The following is a 16,504-nucleotide window of genomic DNA, read 5'->3' on the forward strand; positions in this document are numbered from 1 at the left end:
CTCAGAACGCCGCCGCCATCTCGGCGGCGCGCGCCTGATCCTCGGCGCTCAATTCCGCCTGCAACCGTTCGCATGTCGCGACATGGTCGATCTGGATCTCTTCCTCTTCCGGGACCCAGTCATTGGCGTACATGTAAAGGCAATGGGCACGGGCGCGCACCGGGTCCGATTGCGGGCCGGCGTAGGTGGGGGAGCCATAAAGCTCGATCCCTTCCAGCATCGACAACCAGTGGCGCTGCGCCATGGCTTGCTCCAGGAAAGTCGTGGCCGAGGCGAGATCAACCTCCGTCCCTTCACCGCGCATCTGCATGAACCCGATGGAATAGGGAATGTGGGCGTAGTCCGGCAGCATCTCATAGGCGTCCAGGAACATCGCCAATGCGCGTTCGTGATCCTCGGGCTCGCCTTGGCCCGCGTAGGCCATCTCTGCCAGCTCGACCAGGCCATTCACGTTGCCGCTGTCATAGCTGCGGGTATAGGCGGCGCGGGCAAGGTCATAGTCCTCCTCAACACCGATGCCCATGCGGTAGAGGTCGCCCAAGACGTAAGAGGCGTAGCCGTCGCCCAAGGCGTCCCCCTCCATGGCGAGCGCGAACGCGCGGGGCAGATCGGCGGGGGTGTCGCCCACATCTTCTTGCAGAAGATAGGCGAGGTAGCCGAAAGCTTCCCGGATATCACCCGCCACCGCCTGTTCCAGAAGCGGGATCGCCGCCGCGTCGTTCTCAGACGTGCCTTCGGCCCAATAGTATTGATAGGCAGCGGCGAAGGCGGCGTGCGGACTGCCCGCCTCGGCGGCCTGAAGGTAGAGGTCCAGGGATTGCTCGTAATCCACTTCTTGCCCTTCGCCGTAGTAGGCGAGATCGCCCAGAAGCATCAACGCGGGCGCACGTTCGGGGCCCTCCAGGGCGCGCTCGGCCCAGACCCGGCCCGCCGCCACATCCGCCTCGACCCCATTGCCGTTCACCAATGCATGGGCGGTGTCGTAGAAGGCGAATTCATAGCCAAGCTCGGCCGCGGCATGGAACCAGCGAAACGCCTCTTCAAGGTTGGGTGGGCTGCTTTCGTGAGCTTCTTCATAGGCAATGCCCAGATTGTGCATTGCCGGGCCAAAGCTTTGCTCGGCGGCGGCCAGAAGATAGGCAAAGCCTGTATCGCCATCATAGGGACCGTAGGCGGCGTTCAGATCGGTCAGGGCGACGCCGACGATGTTCTGCGCCACCGGATTTCCCGCATCTGCCATCGGGCGCAAGACCTCAAGCGCCGCGGCGTGATCGCCCGCGAAGAACTGCGCCCGCGCCGCGGCGGCCTCGGCCATGGCCTCTGCGAAATCACCGGGGATTTCTTCGAGGGCGATCTGGGTCAATGGATCCACCGGCGTCTGCGCCCAAAGGGGCGTGGCAAGACTGACCGACAGGACCAACGCCACAACGGCGGAACCGGGAAAACGCATGATAAAGGCCTCTGCAAAAGAAATTTGCAGGTAGGCTAGGCGAACACCATCGGATCAGGCAAGCGCGGGAGAGCGGGCCTTGACAGGCCCGAACCGCCTTATCCGTTGCCCAATTTGGCCATCCGGTTGGAGCGTAGCCGGGCGAAATCATCGCCCGCGTGGTACGACGAGCGGGTCAGCGGCGTGGCCGAGACCATCAGGAAGCCCTTGCCCCAAGCGGCTTTTTCGTAGCTGGCGAATTCCTCGGGCGTCACGAAACGGTCCACAGCGTGGTGCTTCGGCGTCGGTTGCAGGTATTGGCCCACGGTCATGAAATCGATGTCGGCGGCGCGCATGTCATCCATGACCTGCAGGACCCCTTGGCGGTCCTCGCCGAGGCCCACCATGATGCCGGACTTGGTGAAAATGCTCGGGTCCAGTTCCTTGACGCGCTGCAAAAGGCGCAGCGAATGGAAGTAACGCGCGCCCGGGCGCACCTCGGGATAGAGGCCGGGGACGGTTTCAAGGTTGTGGTTGAACACGTCGGGCTTGGCGGCGACGACAACCTCCAGCACCTCCGGCGCGGCCTTGATGAAGTCGGGCGTTAGGATCTCGATCGTTGTATCGGGCGAGCGCTTGCGGATGGCGCGGATGGTTTGGGCGAAGTGCTCCGCCCCGCCGTCTTCCACGTCGTCGCGATCCACCGAGGTGATGACTACGTGATTGAGGCCCAGTTTCGCCACCGCATCGGCGACGCGACCGGGTTCGAATACATCAAGCGCCTCGGGCGGCTTGCCCGTGGCAATGTTGCAGAAGGTGCAGGCGCGGGTACAGACCTCGCCCATGATCATCATCGTCGCGTGACCCTGGGACCAGCATTCACCGACGTTAGGACAGCCCGCTTCTTCGCAGACGGTCGTCAGCTTATGCTCGCGCATGATGCTGGCGGTGGCTTTGTAGCCTTCGCCTACGGGCGCTTTGACGCGGATCCACGACGGCTTCTTGGGCTGAGGATTATCCGGACGGCGCGCCTTTTCAGGGTGCCGCTGTTCGGGGATCTTCAGGTCACGCATCGGGGCCTCCGGGTCGGTATGGCCTTTAGATAGCGTGTTTTTTCACGGATGTAAGTGACCCATTTCGACACAGCCGCCATGCGAGTGGCGCAAGGCTTGGGCGCGCGTCAGCCGCCCGAGCCGGACGTTGCCACCGTGACGATCACCCCGCCCGATGTCGAGGCCGAGAAGGCGCCCGGTGCCGCCGCGTTCTGCGCGAGGCTCTGGAAGTAGGCGGAACATCCTGCCACGGCGCTGGCGGCGTAGTTCTGCGCGCCGACCATCAACATCGTCTCGCATTGGGCGGGCGTCATGGCCGATTGCGATGCGGCCGGCAGCGTGCCGATGGCCAGGGCGACGGCGGAAAGGGCGATCAGGGATTTCGGAGCGGCGAGCGTCATGGGACAACCTTTCAGGTATGTCGGCGCCCTGATGGCGCACGACGGGGGAAGAGACCGCCGAAGTGGCACATCCCATGACCCATCCCGTAAAGCGCTATATCCAAGGCATTTGAAACGCCCTTTCAACGCCTTGATCTAACTTGCCTTTTTTATTGGTTAGCAAAGTGCTACCGCCCGCGCCGGGGGTTGAAACCGCTGCGATTTCACAGTTCCGCCACATTCGGGCCAGCCCCCTTCCGTCCAGCCCTTCACGGCGTCATCCGTCCCGTTGGGCCGGGACGAAACCGTGGCGCTGCTCATAATGCTGCAACAGCCGCTGCAGCCCGATCTTCAGCACGACCTTGCCCGAGCGGGCCGACCAGCCGAGCCGCTTTTCGGCGGATTCCAACCCTTCCAGAAAGCAGCAAACCCGCATCACCACATCGCTGAGGCCCGGCCCCAGCGCATCAAGCGCCTCGGACACGCGGGCCCGCGCGGCGCGCGGCCCCTCGCCGATGCCGCCATCGGTCATGAAGCCGCCCCGGTCCGAGCCTGACAGGAACCGGTCCCAGTTCTGACCCACCCGGGGACCCATCTGCGCGCGTTCAAAGTCCTCTCTCAGGCGCTCTCCGGCCTGGACCAACTCTGCGCCGAGGAAGGGCTTTCCGTCCGAGCCCTTGCGGCGCGCGAGGCCCGCCAGCGGGGATTCGGACAGGTTCACGCGCATCTTTTCGCGCTTGCCACCCGCGCCCGCGACCGCGCGGGTGCCCCAATCGGCGTGCTGTCCCTGGAAGCTGCTGGGGCCTTCGGCAAAACCCGCCGTTCCCATGCGGCGCTTACGGTCCTCATCCAACAGGCGTTTTAAGGTGGTCTTGCCGACGCCGGTGATCGCGTAGCGGGCAAGCTTGCCGCCCTTTTGCACGCAGGAAATCCAGTCCTTCACCGCGAAGGCTTGCGCCACGCGGCGATCAACAACAGCGGTGCGGGTCTGGTCGCCGTCGGGGCCCTGGCGCAACACCACGGCCTTGTCCATATCCTGGGCGACCGCCAGAACGGCGCCGGTTTCACATAGGCGGCGAAGAATGCGCCGGGCTTCACGGGTAATCATTGCCTCGTCGTGAAGTGGCGTCCGAATTGGGGCAGTCATGCGCCTCATCTCCTTATTGATTGTCCGGTTGTGGGCTGGCCTGGTTGCCTCGGCCAAGCAGCTGAGTGCCTCATCGATCAAGGGATCGTCCCGCCGGGATTCGATCTGGCGCACGCGACGAAAAATCGTCGACGGCGCCTCCCCGGTCTCTTGTGCAATGTCACGCAGGGTCAGACCCTCGGCCACATGCGCCAGGTATTGAAGTGCCGCCTCTGGCACCCATCCGGGCAGTCTTGGGCTGATATGAGTGTCGGTTTGGGTCATGGCCTTGGGGCCCTTTTGGTTTCTGCGATAACCGGTGCAGATTTCCGCCGTATTGATTACTGAATCGTTAAAAACTGTGGATAAGTGGAAAATTGTTTCTTTTCCGTAAACGATCGCGAAGGGTCCGCGCGCATGAAGGCGGTAATGCGCAACAGGGCAAAAGCTGAGTCACACTGGGGCCACGAATTCATCCCCTAGGAGCGCTCGAAATGACTGACCTGACAACGCACCTCTCGACTATGCACCGCCCCGGACTTTTGGTGAAAGCCGCCACTTTGGCCTGTGAAACAGGGGATGCCCACCGCCGCGCCAAGCGTCGGCCCGTGGGCAAACTGCTGGCCGAAGAGGAAATGTTGAACGCCGCGCGCATGGGTGGGGGCATGGGGTATTCGCCCACCCGCCACGTCCAGGTCATGAGTGCGCTACTGGCCGCCGCCCGTGGCGTGAACTAGAAAACTTGACGAAAATCGGAGGCTTCGGCGGAATTGCCGATTATGTGGATAAGTCGGCCCCATCCGTTTCGGAAAGGCCGACTCACAGGGTGCAAAAAAGCCCAACGTCCGCCTTAAGGCGCGAGGCGCGGCGCACTAGATGAACGCATCCGGCATCGAGGCTTTTTTCTCGGCGATGTAGGCCCGCAGCGCCTCGTCGGTCACCGGGTCCAGGTGGGGCTGTTGGTAGTCCTCCAACATCCGCGCCACTTTTGCTGCCGCCAACTCATAGCTTGAGCGGCTGCCCTCTTCCGACCAAGTCTCAAACGGCTTGTAGTCCAGCACGCCCGAGCGCCAGAACGCCGTCTGGTAGTTCTCCTGGGTATGGGCGCAGCCAAGGAAGTGCCCGCCAGGGCCCACTTCCCGCAACGCGTCCATGGCCTGGGCGTTCTCATCCACTGAAACGCCCTCTGCCAGCCGGTGCAAAATGCCCAATTGATCGGCGTCCATCACGAATTTCTCGGGCGAGGCCGCAAGGCCGCCTTCCAGCCAGCCACAGGCGTGGAGCATGAAGTTCACGCCCGAAAGCAACCCCATGTTCAGCGAGTTCGCCGTCTCGTACCCCGCTTGCGCATCGGGGATCTTGGAGCCGTTGAACGAGCCCGATGACCGGTAAGGCAGCGCCAACCGCCGCGTCAGCTGGCCCATGCCATAGGTGATCTGCGAGGCTTCGGGCGTACCGAAGGTCGGCGCGCCGGAGTTCATGTCGATGGACGTCACCATCGCCCCCATGATCGCGGGCGATCCGGCCCGGACTAGCTGCGAATAGGCCACGCCCGCCAGCCCCTCGGCCAGGCATTGGGTCAGCGTCCCCGCCACGGAGACAGGCGCCATGGCGCCGCCCACGATGAAGGGCGAAATGATCGAGGCCTGGCCCGCCGCCGCATAATGCTCCAACGCGCCCATCATCACGCCGTCGAAGGTCAACGGCGAGTTGATGTTGATCAGCGAGGTCATCACGCAGTTGCTGTCAACCACATCCGCGCCGAAGAGGATCTTCGACATTTCAATCGAATCGAGCGCGCGCGACGGCTCTGTCACCGAGCCCATGTAGGGTTTGTCCGACAGCGACATATGGGCATAGAGCATATCCAGATGCCGCTTGTTGACCGGCACATCGGTGGGCTCGCAAACCGTGCCGCCCGAGTGGTGCAGCCACTTGGACATGTATCCCAGCTTCACCAGTTTCTCGAAATCCGCCATCGTCGCGTAGCGCCGCCCGCCCGCGTGGTCATGGACGAACGGTGGTCCGTAGACCGGGGCCAGGACCAGATTGTTGCCGCCAATCTCCACATCGCGAGCGCGGTTGCGGGCGATCTGGGTGAACTTCGAGGGCGCGGTCTTGATCAACTCGCGGGCCAAGCCACGCGGGATGTGGACACGCTCGCCCTTCACATCGGCCCCGGCTTCGCGCCAGCGGCCCAGGGCGGCGGGGTTCTCGACGAACATCACGCCGATTTCTTCCAGCACCGTCTCGGCGTTGGTCTCGATGATCTCCAGCGCTTCCGTGTTGAGGATCTCCAGGTTTGGGATCTTACGCTCGATGAAGCGCGCAGTCTCAAAGCTGACGGCCGAGCGGGATGCCCGGCGCGCAGCGCCCCCTCCACCGCGTGCGCGACGCCGTCCGGTTGATTGTTCTGCTTCGCCCATGACACCCTCCATCGGCGTGAAAATCATGCCCTTGCCTAACCCGTAGCCGCGTCCCCCCATCGCCGATGTGCGACATGTGGGACGCGGATGCGACATGGGCGGGCCGGATCATCTTGCGCCCTGCCCCCGCGCACCGTAATCCCTGCCCATGAACAAAAGCGCCGTGCCAGACCCCGCCAACCATGAACGCCTGCTGATCATCGACTTCGGGTCGCAGGTGACGCAACTGATCGCGCGCCGGTTGCGCGAGTTGAGCGTCTATTGCGAGATTCACCCCTATCAGAACGTCGATGACGCCTTCATTGCGGATTTTGCCCCGAAGGCGATCATCTTTTCCGGCGGGCCGGATTCGGTGACGCGCGCGGGCTCGCCCCGGCCACCGCAGGCGGCCTATAGCGCGGGCGTGCCGATCCTGGGGATTTGCTATGGCCAGCAAGTCATGATGCAGGATCTGGGCGGCGAGGTTCACGGCGGCAAGATCTCGGGCGGCGGCGGCACGGCAGAGTTTGGCCGCGCCTTCGTGGAGCCCACGGGCGCGCTGGCGCTGTTGCAAGGCTGGTTCGCGGATGGATCCGAGCAGGTCTGGATGTCCCACGGCGACCATGTGGCGAAACTGGCTCCTGGGTTCGAGGTCTACGGCACTTCCCCCAACGCGCCTTATGCGATCACCGCCGACATTTCGCGCGACTTCTTCGCGGTCCAGTTCCACCCCGAGGTGCATCACACCCCGCGCGGCGCGATGCTGTACGAGAACTTCGTGCGTCTCGCGGGTTTTTCCGGCGACTGGACCATGGACGCCTACCGCGAGCAGGCGATTGAAGCGATCCGCGCGCAGGTGGGCGACTCGAAGGTGATCTGCGCCCTTTCGGGCGGCGTGGACAGCTCGGTGACGGCGGCGCTCCTACATGAGGCCATCGGCGATCAGCTGACCTGCGTGTTCGTGGATCACGGTCTGCTGCGGCTCGACGAAGGGGTGGAGGTCGTGGAGATGTTCCGCGATCACATGAACCTTCACGTGATCCATGCCGAGGAGCAGGATCTGTTCCTGGGCGAGTTGGAGGGCGTTTCCGACCCGGAAACCAAGCGCAAGATCATCGGGCGGCTGTTCATCGACGTGTTCCAGAAATATGCCAATGAGATCGACGGCGCGGCTTACCTGGCCCAGGGCACGCTCTACCCCGATGTCATTGAATCCGTGTCATTTTCCGGTGGACCGTCGGTTACGATCAAGTCCCACCACAATGTTGGGGGCCTGCCGGAAAAGATGGGCCTCAAGCTGGTGGAGCCGCTGCGCGAGCTGTTCAAGGATGAGGTGCGCGCCCTGGGTGCCGAGTTGGGCCTGCCCGCCCATTTCATCGCCCGCCACCCCTTCCCCGGCCCCGGCCTCGCGATCCGCTGCCCCGGTGAGATCACGCGCGCCAAGCTGGATATCCTGCGCCAGGCCGACGCCGTCTACATCGACCAGATCCGCAAACACGGGCTTTACGATGAGATCTGGCAGGCTTTCGTCGCGATCCTTCCGGTCCGCACCGTGGGCGTCATGGGCGACGGGCGTACCTATGATTACGCCTGCGCGCTACGCGCCGTGACCAGCGTCGATGGGATGACCGCCGATTACTACCCGTTCAGCCACGAGTTCCTTGGCGAAACGGCCACGCGGATCATCAATGAAGTCGCGGGGATTAACCGCGTCACCTACGACATCACGTCCAAGCCGCCCGGAACAATTGAGTGGGAATAATTTCGCCTACTCTAGGGCATCCGGAAACACTCAACAGTGCGACTTAAGTGACTGATTAGCAGAGAATTAGTGCTCATCACGGTTCGCGATCTATCGCGCCGCTATTGAATTTTTCGACGGCATACCTGACGGTACGGGCGTTTTCAAATTTGGCCGGATTTTGATATACCGTCATTACGACCGAGGCGATGACGGTATATTTTTTCCCGTAACCTGCTGAATTGACAGATGAAACTTTGCATCACGGTCCCTGAAAGTAGGTGACGGTATATTTCCGTAACTTCGCTCAATCCACGTAGGTTTGGGAGCGTACTATGCTGACGGACGCCGCACTTAGGTCACTGAAACCAAAGGATAAATTATACAAAGTATCTGACCGTGACGGTATGTACGTGACAGTACAGCCATCGGGCACCATTGTGTTTCGTTTCGACTACCGCCTGAACGGCCGCCGAGAAACGCTGACGCTTGGTCGCTATGGCGCAGCAGGACTGTCCTTGGCCCGTGCCCGTGAAGCATTGATCGATGCCAAGCGGCTCATCGCAGACGGCTTGTCTCCTGCGCAGGAAAAGCAACGCGCAAAACGCAAGGTGAAGGAGGCCAAGAGTTTCGGTGAGTTTGGCGAACGCTGGTTGAAGGAAGCGACGATGGCCGACAGCACGCGCGCTATGCGGCGCTCTGTCTTTGAGCGCGATATCCTTCCGGCGTTTCGCAATCGATTACTGTCCGAGATCACGGCAGATGACCTGCGAACGAGGTGTGCAGCCGTAAAGGATCGCGGCGCACCAGCGACCGCCATTCACGTACGGGACATTGTTAAGCTAATATACGCGTTCGCGATCCTTCACGGAGAAAAGGTCGCGAACCCAGCCGATGAAGTCGGGCCTTCATCTATCGCGACTTTCGTTCCGAGAGATCGATCCTTGTCACCCGCAGAGATCCGCATCCTTTTGACCCAGCTCGAACATGTTGCGACCCTTCCGACGATACGTCTGGGGGTTAAATTGATCCTGCTGACCATGGTGCGCAAGAGCGAGCTTCAGGATGCGACTTGGGATGAGGTCGATTTTGAGAACGCGGTTTGGTCGATCCCCAAAGAACGGATGAAGCGTTCCAAACCGCACAACATTTACTTGGCTCAACAGGCGATCGATATTCTTGTCGCCCTCAAGACTTGTGCAGGAAACTCCCGCTATCTGCTCCCGTCTCGCTACGACGCGGATGCCCCGATGTCGCGTGCAACGTTCAATCGCGTGACGAAAGCCGTGATCGTGCGCGCTCAAGAGGAAGGCCTGCCATTAGGGCACTTCACGGTGCACGACTTGCGCCGGACAGGATCAACCCTGTTGAACGAGTTGGGATTCAATGCGGATTGGATCGAGAAGTGCCTGGCCCATGAAGATGGGCGGTCGTCCCGTGGAATTGACAACAAGGCGGAGTATGCGCATCAGCGGCAGCACATGATGCAGGAGTGGGCCAATCTGGTGGATGCGTGGACTTCAGGCCAGAAATACCAACCGACGCTGTATCCGCCGGCAATGGATCTGTTCGTTCCCGAGCCTACGATTTGACAGGACGGGTCTTGCGCAAGCGCACGTCCGGTATTGGTGCGCGATTGCTCAAGTTCGCGTCCGATTGTCTGCGCCGCTGCTTGAGCCACTCCTCGACCTCTGCCTGATCCCAGACAACGCATCTGGCTGACAATCGAAACCGCCGTGGAAACTCCCCGCGTTTCTCGAGTTCATAGATCGTTGTATCGGCAAGAGGAACCATCTCGCGCAGTTGATGGCGCCTAATGGTCCGCATCATGGGGGGTGAATTCTGACTCATTTGTTGAGCTTTCTGGTCGCTGTGTGGTGCGGGTTTTCGGCTTGCTGGAACGGCGAACTTGGCATTGAAGCAGATGCATGTTGGCGTTGAGCGGGCAATGAATATGCTCGGCGCACGTTTAGATTGTCCCGCTCAACTCATGTGGTGCCGTCACTTGTAGGGTCTTGCTGTCGGTTTGTTTTTCTTTGCTGAACGAATGCGCGGTCAGAGGCCATGAACCGTGCCAGCATCGGGGCTATAATCCGTTTGGCATCGGTCTGCTGGCCAGTCTCTTGGCTGAGTGCTTTTGCGTAAGCGATGAGATCGCCGTGTACCTCTGCAGATAACTCGATGGAGAGCTTCACGGGCTTGTCGTCCGGAATTGCGCCTAGCTTCAATTTAGTCATCTGATCTCTCCTAGTGGCTCAAGGATCAGGTCCTGCGTCACCATTACTCGCACGGGAAAGCCGGGACGGATCGTGATGGTTGGGGGAACGGCAATCTGCTGCCGGACGATCTCGTCACCTGTACGCCCAATAGTGCTTTGCGCAGCGTAACGGATAGCATTGGCGACGTCATCTTCGCTGTCTGCGTCGCCTTCCAAACCAAGGTTCAGAACTGTAGCGAGGCCAGTTGCCAATAACACTCGTCCCCAGTGATAGTTGACTCGGTCGCGAAAGCCCGCAGCGCCGGTTGCGTCAGCGCCCGGTTGAGTGTCGAGGATGATCGAGCGTCCGTCTGGTAAGATCATCCGCGTCCAAACGAGAAGAAGGCGGTTCTGACCAAATGCGATACGATTGTCATATTCGCCAAGCAGCCGCGCCCCTTGCGGGATCAATAGATAGCGCCCGGAAGGGCTGTCGAAGACATTGGATGTGACCTGGGCAGTGATCTGTCCCGGAAGATCGGAGCGGAGCCCAGTGATCAGAGCGGCAGGGATGACGGAGCCCGCCTGCAAAACATAGGGGCTTTGCGGAGACGTCAGCCGCTCCGGGCTGACCACGCCATTGTCGCTAGTAGCATTACCTCCCAACAAGCCTTCCTGCGGGGCGGCTGTGGGGTGCGGCGTGGATGATATCGCTAAACCACTCGACGTACCGGCGCCGTTCACCCCAGATCGCGGGCTTGTTTGCGTTTCTGCAAACAGGACGCTCAGTCTTGCGACGTCCTCCTCTTGAAGACGTATCTGTTCCAGAGGATCCAGCCCAAGGGCGGTAAGGCCGGTAAGTGCCGGGACCGGCATTGGATCGCCTCGCTCTTGAGCACTCAGAATGGGACGCCCAAGTTCACCCGGTAGCGGCGGACCTAGGCGGGGAATGTCTCCGTAGGTCGTCGGAAGTTGCGACAATCCTTCAGCGGCTTGAATTCGCTCTGTGGAAAATAACTCGTTAGAGCCACCAGTGATGCGACGGTCCTGCATTGAAGCAATCAGGACGGCTCCAAGGCTTAAGCCACCGACCGTAGCGAGCACCGAGATCGACTTTCACGAGAGACGCATGACCTTCGGTGGATCAGGACGAAGGCGGAGCTCCTTGGCGATTTCGTCATTGCTTCTGCGCGACGGTGTCGCCTCATCGGAAGTGTCATTCATGATCTCCCTCCTCAGCATTCGGGGCACCGCGGTGGCGTGTGTCGTTATCAATTCGCAGGATTCGGACGACCGCTTGATCCCGTTCACCAAGCCGAAGTTCAGCGGCGGCAAACAGCCTGTCGATGATCAGAACATTGCCCGACACCCGGGTGTTGACGATCTGCCCCTGCCCATCAGGACCAACCACGAACAAGGGTGGCATCTCTCCCTGCGCAATTCCTGCAGGGAAAACCACATACACCCTGCGGCCGTCATCGAAAACAGCGACGGGACGCCATGGCGGGCTGTCTCCTTGTAGCCCGTAACGGTAGTTTCGCTGACCTTCGGAAGGAATGGTCGGGCGTCTTAGGATCGGCAATCGGGGTGTTGAGCGCTCCGCAGGATAGGCCCAAGCGACCGATGGCATCCAAATTTCTTCATCAGAGCGAAGCTCGATAAGATAGGTGCGTCGGTTCGTGTTGATAATGAGGTTCGTCGAGATGTCCGGACGCGTCGGTTTCACGAGAATATGGACGCGGGCGGTCCGCCCTGCCCCACTTGAGGTGTCCCCGATGATCCAACGCGTGGTATCTCCGGCAGCGATGGGCCCCGGCCCGGTCAGGCTTTCCCCCGGTTCCAATGCAATGTTCGTGATTAGGCCGGGTGCGGCGTAAACCTGATAGAGAGCGCCTTCGCTCCATGGGAACACTTGCATCGCGTTGTAGTACCCCTCCTGCCGGGGCTCTATCCGTGCGGCAGCATTTGCGGCCGCGATACGCGCTTCCAAGCTGTCTGCATCCGGATCACCCCCGCGCGACGGCGTCCAAGCTGACGGTACGTGAACCGGTTGTATGGGTACTTTCGCAGGTGGTGGTGCCAACGGCTGCGCAAGAGGAGGCACGTGATCATCGTATGGTATCTGCGGCGGGCTTTGGTTGGCACAGGCCGTAAGCGCCGTTGCCGCAAGCAGGATTGACATAGATTTGAATCTCATCATTGTGCGCTCTCCCTTGACCAATTGATGGCGTGAACAAAAACTCCCAGAGGATTTTGGCGCAGACGCTCAGCGTCGCGCGGTGGTTGGATCACCACTGTCAGGATTGCTGTCCAACGTTCGGTCACGGCTAGCTGCCCGTTCTCATAGCGCCGCTCCACCCAAGCAACGCGGAAACTGCCTTCAGACGCCCGAATGACACTTGAGACCTCAATGGACACTTGAGTATCGCTGACCAAAGCGAACGGGTCATTGGTTCGGGCGTAGTCGTTCAGCGCAGTTGCACCTCGGTCGGTTGCAAAGTCGTAAGCCCGCAGCCAGTTCTGACGCAAAACGATCGGGTCTGCGGGAACCTGCCTGACGTATTCAACGAACCGGGCAAGATGCCACGCGATTTGGGGATCAGTCGGATCGTAATCTGCCAAAGCGGGATTGACCGCTTGGGCTGCACCTAGGTTATCGACCTCGACGACGTTAGGCACGATCGTACTTTGGGTCGATTGCCAAACGAGGGTGACGCTCAAACCAGCGACCAGCGCGAGGCATCCGTAGGCCATGAGGCGTCAGTTACGGGCCTGCACACGGGCAGAGCCGATGCGTTCGTCCCAAGCTTGAGCTGCCTTTTGGTAGGGCGTGACGGGTTCAGGTGTAGTAGAATATCGAACAGATGGACGGCGGAACATGGTCATGGTTTCTCCGATACGCTGACGGCTGATCCGCCGCCGCCGTGATCGCCAGAACGGATCACATGGGCCGCAGTGCTTACGCCGTGATGAAAGGATTGCTGTTGTTTCAGACGACGGGCCCATGCGGGTGGCCCATCGTTAGTGGAGGGCGGGTTGGAAGGACCAACCGAGCTTCCGCCAGTTGCCGCATATGCGGCGCGTGCACCGGACTGCGCGCTGTCAGACATCGATTGTCGCAGTGGATTGGTTGCAGCCCCAGCGGCAGCCTTGCCAACCGAAGCCACACCGCCTGCGACACTTCCAAGCGTCGTCGATCTTGAGCCCGACCCTAGCTGATATGCGCTGGAAGCCCCGCCAGCAAAAGCGCTCGCACCCCGCGCGCCAGCACCCGCAGCCCCAAGGGCTATGCGTCCAGCGGCCACGCCACCCGCCGCAACGCCACCCGCTGCTATTGCCGTTCCCACGGCGCTACCTGCACCAAGTTGCGGGCCACCCGATACGATGCCATTGGCAATGCCTGGGCCAAAAATACCAAGAGCCAAAAGCGATAGTGCGCCGAGGACAACCGACATGGCGTCCTCGATTGTCGGCTCTTCGTCCCAAACGGTTGTTGTTGCAGTCACAAAAACCGCGCCTGCGAAGTCAGCACCCAGTTCCTGCAAGGCTTCATCGGCGTCAGCAGCTTTGTTGGACGCGTCGTTGTCGAGAAGCGTGGACGCTTCGTTGGTCATGACCTCTTTCAGGATCGCTGCTATGGATTTGCGTTTGGCGAACCACTGACGACGGATGCGCGTGAAGGCCTTTGTGGCGTCGGTTTTGTCGAGGCAGATTGCCCGTGTGCACCATCGATACTCGAGCGCCAGACTGTTCAGTTCGTCAAGCAACCCCGGCCACGTTGCATTGGGGAGGCCAATGATGGTGAGTGTCTTCAGGTAGCGTGATCCAAGCTGAGGCGTTAGCCCTCCGCTAAGTGGTTCGTCTGTAAGCAATGCGTCGAGATGTATGGGGATATCCGGAACGCTGACTCGCTGACGGCGTGACGAGACTGTCGAATGGAGGTAAGTCAGAGTCTCTTCGTCGGACAGCCATGCAACCTCTGGCATGAAGCCTTCAAGAAGATCGAACAATCGATCCGTTCGATGCGCAAAGGTAGCAACTTTCTCTTGTGGATCGCCGGATCCATTGGGGGCATTTTCAAACAACACGCCGCCTGCCCTGCTCACATCATCTGTCGGCGGCATCCATACGAACGTGAGAAAGTAAGCACTCTCGAAGTGCGTCTCGGCCTCTTCAAATTGAGCTTTCCGTTCCGCATCGACGAGCCCGGAGATTGGGTCGGGGAAGATTGAGACCGGATAGTCTTGAGCCGGGCTCCGCTGCGCTTCGACGAAAATAGCCCACCCGGAACCGAGCCTGCGCAAGGCGTTGTTGAGTCGAGCGGAAGTAGCCACAAGGTCGGAGAGTATGGCTGAATCGAGGTCTGGCCCGCGAAATCGGGCAGTTCGTTGGAAGCTTCCATCCTTGTTGAGGATCACACCAAGACCGATGAGCGCTGCCCAGGGAAGGTAGTCTGCCAAAAGTGCTGGTTTCAAACGATATTCAGCGAGGCCCATCATCTGCTCAAACTCCGAACCAAGTAGGATATCGGAGATGCCTGCGCGCTACTTCTGCTAACTGCGCGTCACGCTTGGCGGTCCAAACCGCCAGCAGATGCCCTACAAGCCAAAACAGCAGGCCGACGAGCCAAAGCCGAAGTCCAAACCCAATCCCTGCAGCGAGCGTGCCATTGGCGATGGCAATTGAGCGCGGGGCACCTGCCAGTAGAATTGGATCTGACAGTGCTCGATGAACGGGAGCATAGAATCCCGGGATGTCCGTTGAAAAATCAAGCATCAGATCAATGCACCTCCGCCGAAGGAAAAGAAGGACAAGAAGAAGCTTGATGCGGCAAAAGCGATAGTGAGCCCGAAGACGATTTGGACCAAACGTCGAAACCCGCCGCCCGCATCACCGAATGCCAGTGTCAGCCCAGTAACGATGATGATTATGACGGCGATGATCTTCGCAACCGGCCCTTCGATGGACTCCAAGATCGATTGAAGGGGTGCTTCCCAAGGCATTCCCGAACCGGCCGCGACGGCGATATCAGGTAAAGTCACGATCGCTACTGCAAGGATTGCTACGGCAGTAACCGGACAGCATGTTTCAAAGCGTTTCATAAGCATTCCCCTTCCGTTGTGGCGAGAAGGTTCTTCAGCGAATAATCACCGGACGCGGTCAAGCCTGTGACGCACGAAAGCCCAGACAGCCGCCGGTCGGCGCCTCGCCCTGAAAGAACAACGACAAGGTCAATCGTTTCCGCTATTAGGGCCCGTGGTACGGTCACGACCGCTTCTTGGATAAGTTGCTCTAAACGGCGAATAGCCCCCATCGCAGATCCGGCATGGATCGTCCCAACACCGCCCGGGTGGCCCGTGCCCCAAGCCTTGAGCAAATCAAGGGCTTCGGGGCCGCGCACCTCTCCTATTGGGATCCGGTCGGGCCGAAGCCTGAGCGACGAGCGCACAAGGTCTGATAACGTTGCAACGCCATCTTTTGTACGCAGCGCTACAAGGTTAGGCGTAGAGCATTGAAGCTCTCGCGAGTCCTCAATCAGGACCACGCGGTCCGAAGTCTTCGCAACTTCGGCCAAGAGCGCATTTGTCAGCGTGGTTTTGCCGGTCGACGTCCCACCAGCGACGAGAATGTTGGATCGCTCACTGATCGCATCTCGCAAAATCTGCGCTGCGCTCGAGGTCATCACGTTGCTTATGACGTAATCGTCTAAAGTGAAGATAGCGACGGCGGGCCTGCGAATAGCAAAAGTGGGAGCGGCGACAATTGGCGGAAGTAGACCTTCGAACCGTTCTCCGGTTCCTGGCAGTTCAGCTGAAATGCGGGGGGAACTCGCGTGAACCTCAACACCGATGTGATGCGCAACAAGTCGAATAATCCGTTCAGCGTCGCTTGAAGCGATGAATTCGTCCGTATCAGCCAACCCCGTTTCAAGACGGTCGATCCATAGGCGACCATCTGGGTTCAACATGACTTCAACGACGGCCGGATCTTCTAGCCACGACGCTATATTCGGTCCAAGTGCAGTTCGCAGCATCCGAGCACCACGTGCCAAAGGCGCTTTCTTGAGATTTGTGACGTTCATGATTGGCCTCGTGATGTTTTACGAGGTCGATCAAGACGGCCTTCTTTCGATCACGCGCAATAGTCATGAAGGCGTGGTAGTGTCAAAGCGAA

Annotated in this window: 15 protein-coding genes and 2 pseudogenes; 3 read left to right on the forward strand and 14 right to left on the reverse strand. The window is 60.2% G+C overall.

What is annotated here, in order from left to right:
- Window position 1 precedes the first annotated feature (1 nt).
- The 4 genes from AC6I9R_RS12250 to AC6I9R_RS12265 all read right to left on the reverse strand — a co-directional run bounded on the left by AC6I9R_RS12250 (window position 2) and on the right by AC6I9R_RS12265 (window position 4,272).
- Entirely contained in the window at window positions 2-1,450 is a 1,449-nt protein-coding gene (locus AC6I9R_RS12250; protein WP_461425850.1) for a tetratricopeptide repeat protein, read from the reverse strand.
- Between the two features lie 98 nt (window positions 1,451-1,548).
- The gene (lipA, locus tag AC6I9R_RS12255; protein WP_461425851.1) at window positions 1,549-2,502 is read right to left on the reverse strand and encodes a lipoyl synthase; all 954 of its coding nucleotides are present in this window, start codon (window positions 2,500-2,502) and stop codon (window positions 1,549-1,551) included.
- 107 nt (window positions 2,503-2,609) lie between these two features.
- Window positions 2,610-2,882 (reverse strand): hypothetical protein, encoded by a 273-nt coding sequence (locus AC6I9R_RS12260; protein WP_461425852.1) that lies wholly within the window; start codon window positions 2,880-2,882, stop codon window positions 2,610-2,612.
- Window positions 2,883-3,138: 256 nt separating this feature from the next.
- Complete coding sequence (locus AC6I9R_RS12265; RefSeq protein ID WP_461425853.1) at window positions 3,139-4,272, reverse strand: DUF6456 domain-containing protein; 1,134 nt, start codon at window positions 4,270-4,272, stop codon at window positions 3,139-3,141.
- A gap of 209 nt (window positions 4,273-4,481) precedes the next feature.
- Between AC6I9R_RS12265 and AC6I9R_RS12270 the strand changes: the two genes are divergently transcribed.
- A complete protein-coding gene (locus tag AC6I9R_RS12270) occupies window positions 4,482-4,724 on the forward strand; it encodes a DUF6477 family protein (RefSeq protein ID WP_461425854.1) in 243 nt (80 codons plus the stop codon).
- A gap of 135 nt (window positions 4,725-4,859) precedes the next feature.
- Here the strand turns inward: AC6I9R_RS12270 and AC6I9R_RS12275 are convergent, their stop codons facing one another.
- The gene (locus AC6I9R_RS12275) at window positions 4,860-6,413 is read right to left on the reverse strand and encodes a trimethylamine methyltransferase family protein (protein ID WP_461426613.1); all 1,554 of its coding nucleotides are present in this window, start codon (window positions 6,411-6,413) and stop codon (window positions 4,860-4,862) included.
- Window positions 6,414-6,561: 148 nt separating this feature from the next.
- Here AC6I9R_RS12275 and guaA point away from each other — a divergent pair, with 148 nt between their 5' ends.
- Both guaA and AC6I9R_RS12285 read left to right on the forward strand, forming a co-directional pair.
- Window positions 6,562-8,154 carry a glutamine-hydrolyzing GMP synthase gene (gene guaA / locus AC6I9R_RS12280; RefSeq protein ID WP_461425855.1) on the forward strand — a complete coding sequence of 531 codons (1,593 nt, stop codon included), beginning with the start codon at window positions 6,562-6,564 and terminating at the stop codon, window positions 8,152-8,154.
- A 314-nt stretch (window positions 8,155-8,468) separates the two neighbouring features.
- The gene (locus AC6I9R_RS12285; RefSeq protein WP_461425856.1) at window positions 8,469-9,725 is read left to right on the forward strand and encodes a tyrosine-type recombinase/integrase; all 1,257 of its coding nucleotides are present in this window, start codon (window positions 8,469-8,471) and stop codon (window positions 9,723-9,725) included.
- Here AC6I9R_RS12285 and AC6I9R_RS12290 read toward each other — a convergent pair.
- The 9 genes and pseudogenes from AC6I9R_RS12290 to trbB all read right to left on the reverse strand — a co-directional run bounded on the left by AC6I9R_RS12290 (window position 9,715) and on the right by trbB (window position 16,364).
- Window positions 9,715-9,984 carry a helix-turn-helix transcriptional regulator gene (locus AC6I9R_RS12290; protein ID WP_461425857.1) on the reverse strand — a complete coding sequence of 90 codons (270 nt, stop codon included), beginning with the start codon at window positions 9,982-9,984 and terminating at the stop codon, window positions 9,715-9,717. The genes AC6I9R_RS12285 and AC6I9R_RS12290 overlap by 11 nt on opposite strands.
- A 137-nt stretch (window positions 9,985-10,121) precedes the next feature.
- Window positions 10,122-10,370 (reverse strand): DUF2274 domain-containing protein, encoded by a 249-nt coding sequence (locus tag AC6I9R_RS12295; RefSeq protein ID WP_461425858.1) that lies wholly within the window; start codon window positions 10,368-10,370, stop codon window positions 10,122-10,124.
- Window positions 10,367-11,206, reverse strand: coding sequence for a TraB/TrbI/VirB10 family type IV secretion system protein (locus AC6I9R_RS12300; RefSeq protein ID WP_461425859.1), 840 nt, complete (start codon window positions 11,204-11,206; stop codon window positions 10,367-10,369). The genes AC6I9R_RS12295 and AC6I9R_RS12300 overlap by 4 nt, the downstream gene beginning before the upstream one ends.
- Window positions 11,207-11,546: 340 nt before the next feature.
- On the reverse strand, window positions 11,547-12,527 hold the full coding sequence (gene trbG / locus AC6I9R_RS12305) for a P-type conjugative transfer protein TrbG (protein WP_461426614.1): 981 nt from the start codon (window positions 12,525-12,527) through the stop codon (window positions 11,547-11,549).
- A pseudogene (gene trbF / locus AC6I9R_RS12310) lies at window positions 12,527-13,216 on the reverse strand (conjugal transfer protein TrbF). Before trbF ends, trbG begins: the two are co-directional and overlap by 1 nt.
- 572 nt (window positions 13,217-13,788) lie before the next feature.
- Window positions 13,789-14,829 (reverse strand): annotated as a pseudogene (locus AC6I9R_RS12315) (conjugal transfer protein TrbE); the annotation flags it as partial.
- A 4-nt stretch (window positions 14,830-14,833) separates the two neighbouring features.
- The gene (locus AC6I9R_RS12320) at window positions 14,834-15,106 is read right to left on the reverse strand and encodes a VirB3 family type IV secretion system protein (RefSeq protein ID WP_461425860.1); all 273 of its coding nucleotides are present in this window, start codon (window positions 15,104-15,106) and stop codon (window positions 14,834-14,836) included.
- Window positions 15,106-15,432, reverse strand: a complete 327-nt coding sequence (locus AC6I9R_RS12325; protein ID WP_461425861.1) for a TrbC/VirB2 family type IV secretion system protein — start codon at window positions 15,430-15,432, stop codon at window positions 15,106-15,108. The genes AC6I9R_RS12320 and AC6I9R_RS12325 overlap by 1 nt, the downstream gene beginning before the upstream one ends.
- Window positions 15,429-16,364, reverse strand: a complete 936-nt coding sequence (trbB, locus tag AC6I9R_RS12330) for a P-type conjugative transfer ATPase TrbB (protein WP_461426615.1) — start codon at window positions 16,362-16,364, stop codon at window positions 15,429-15,431. The genes AC6I9R_RS12325 and trbB overlap by 4 nt, the downstream gene beginning before the upstream one ends.
- Between the last annotated feature and the right edge of the window lie 140 nt (window positions 16,365-16,504).

It is taken from the genome of Gymnodinialimonas sp. (assembly GCF_059726805.1).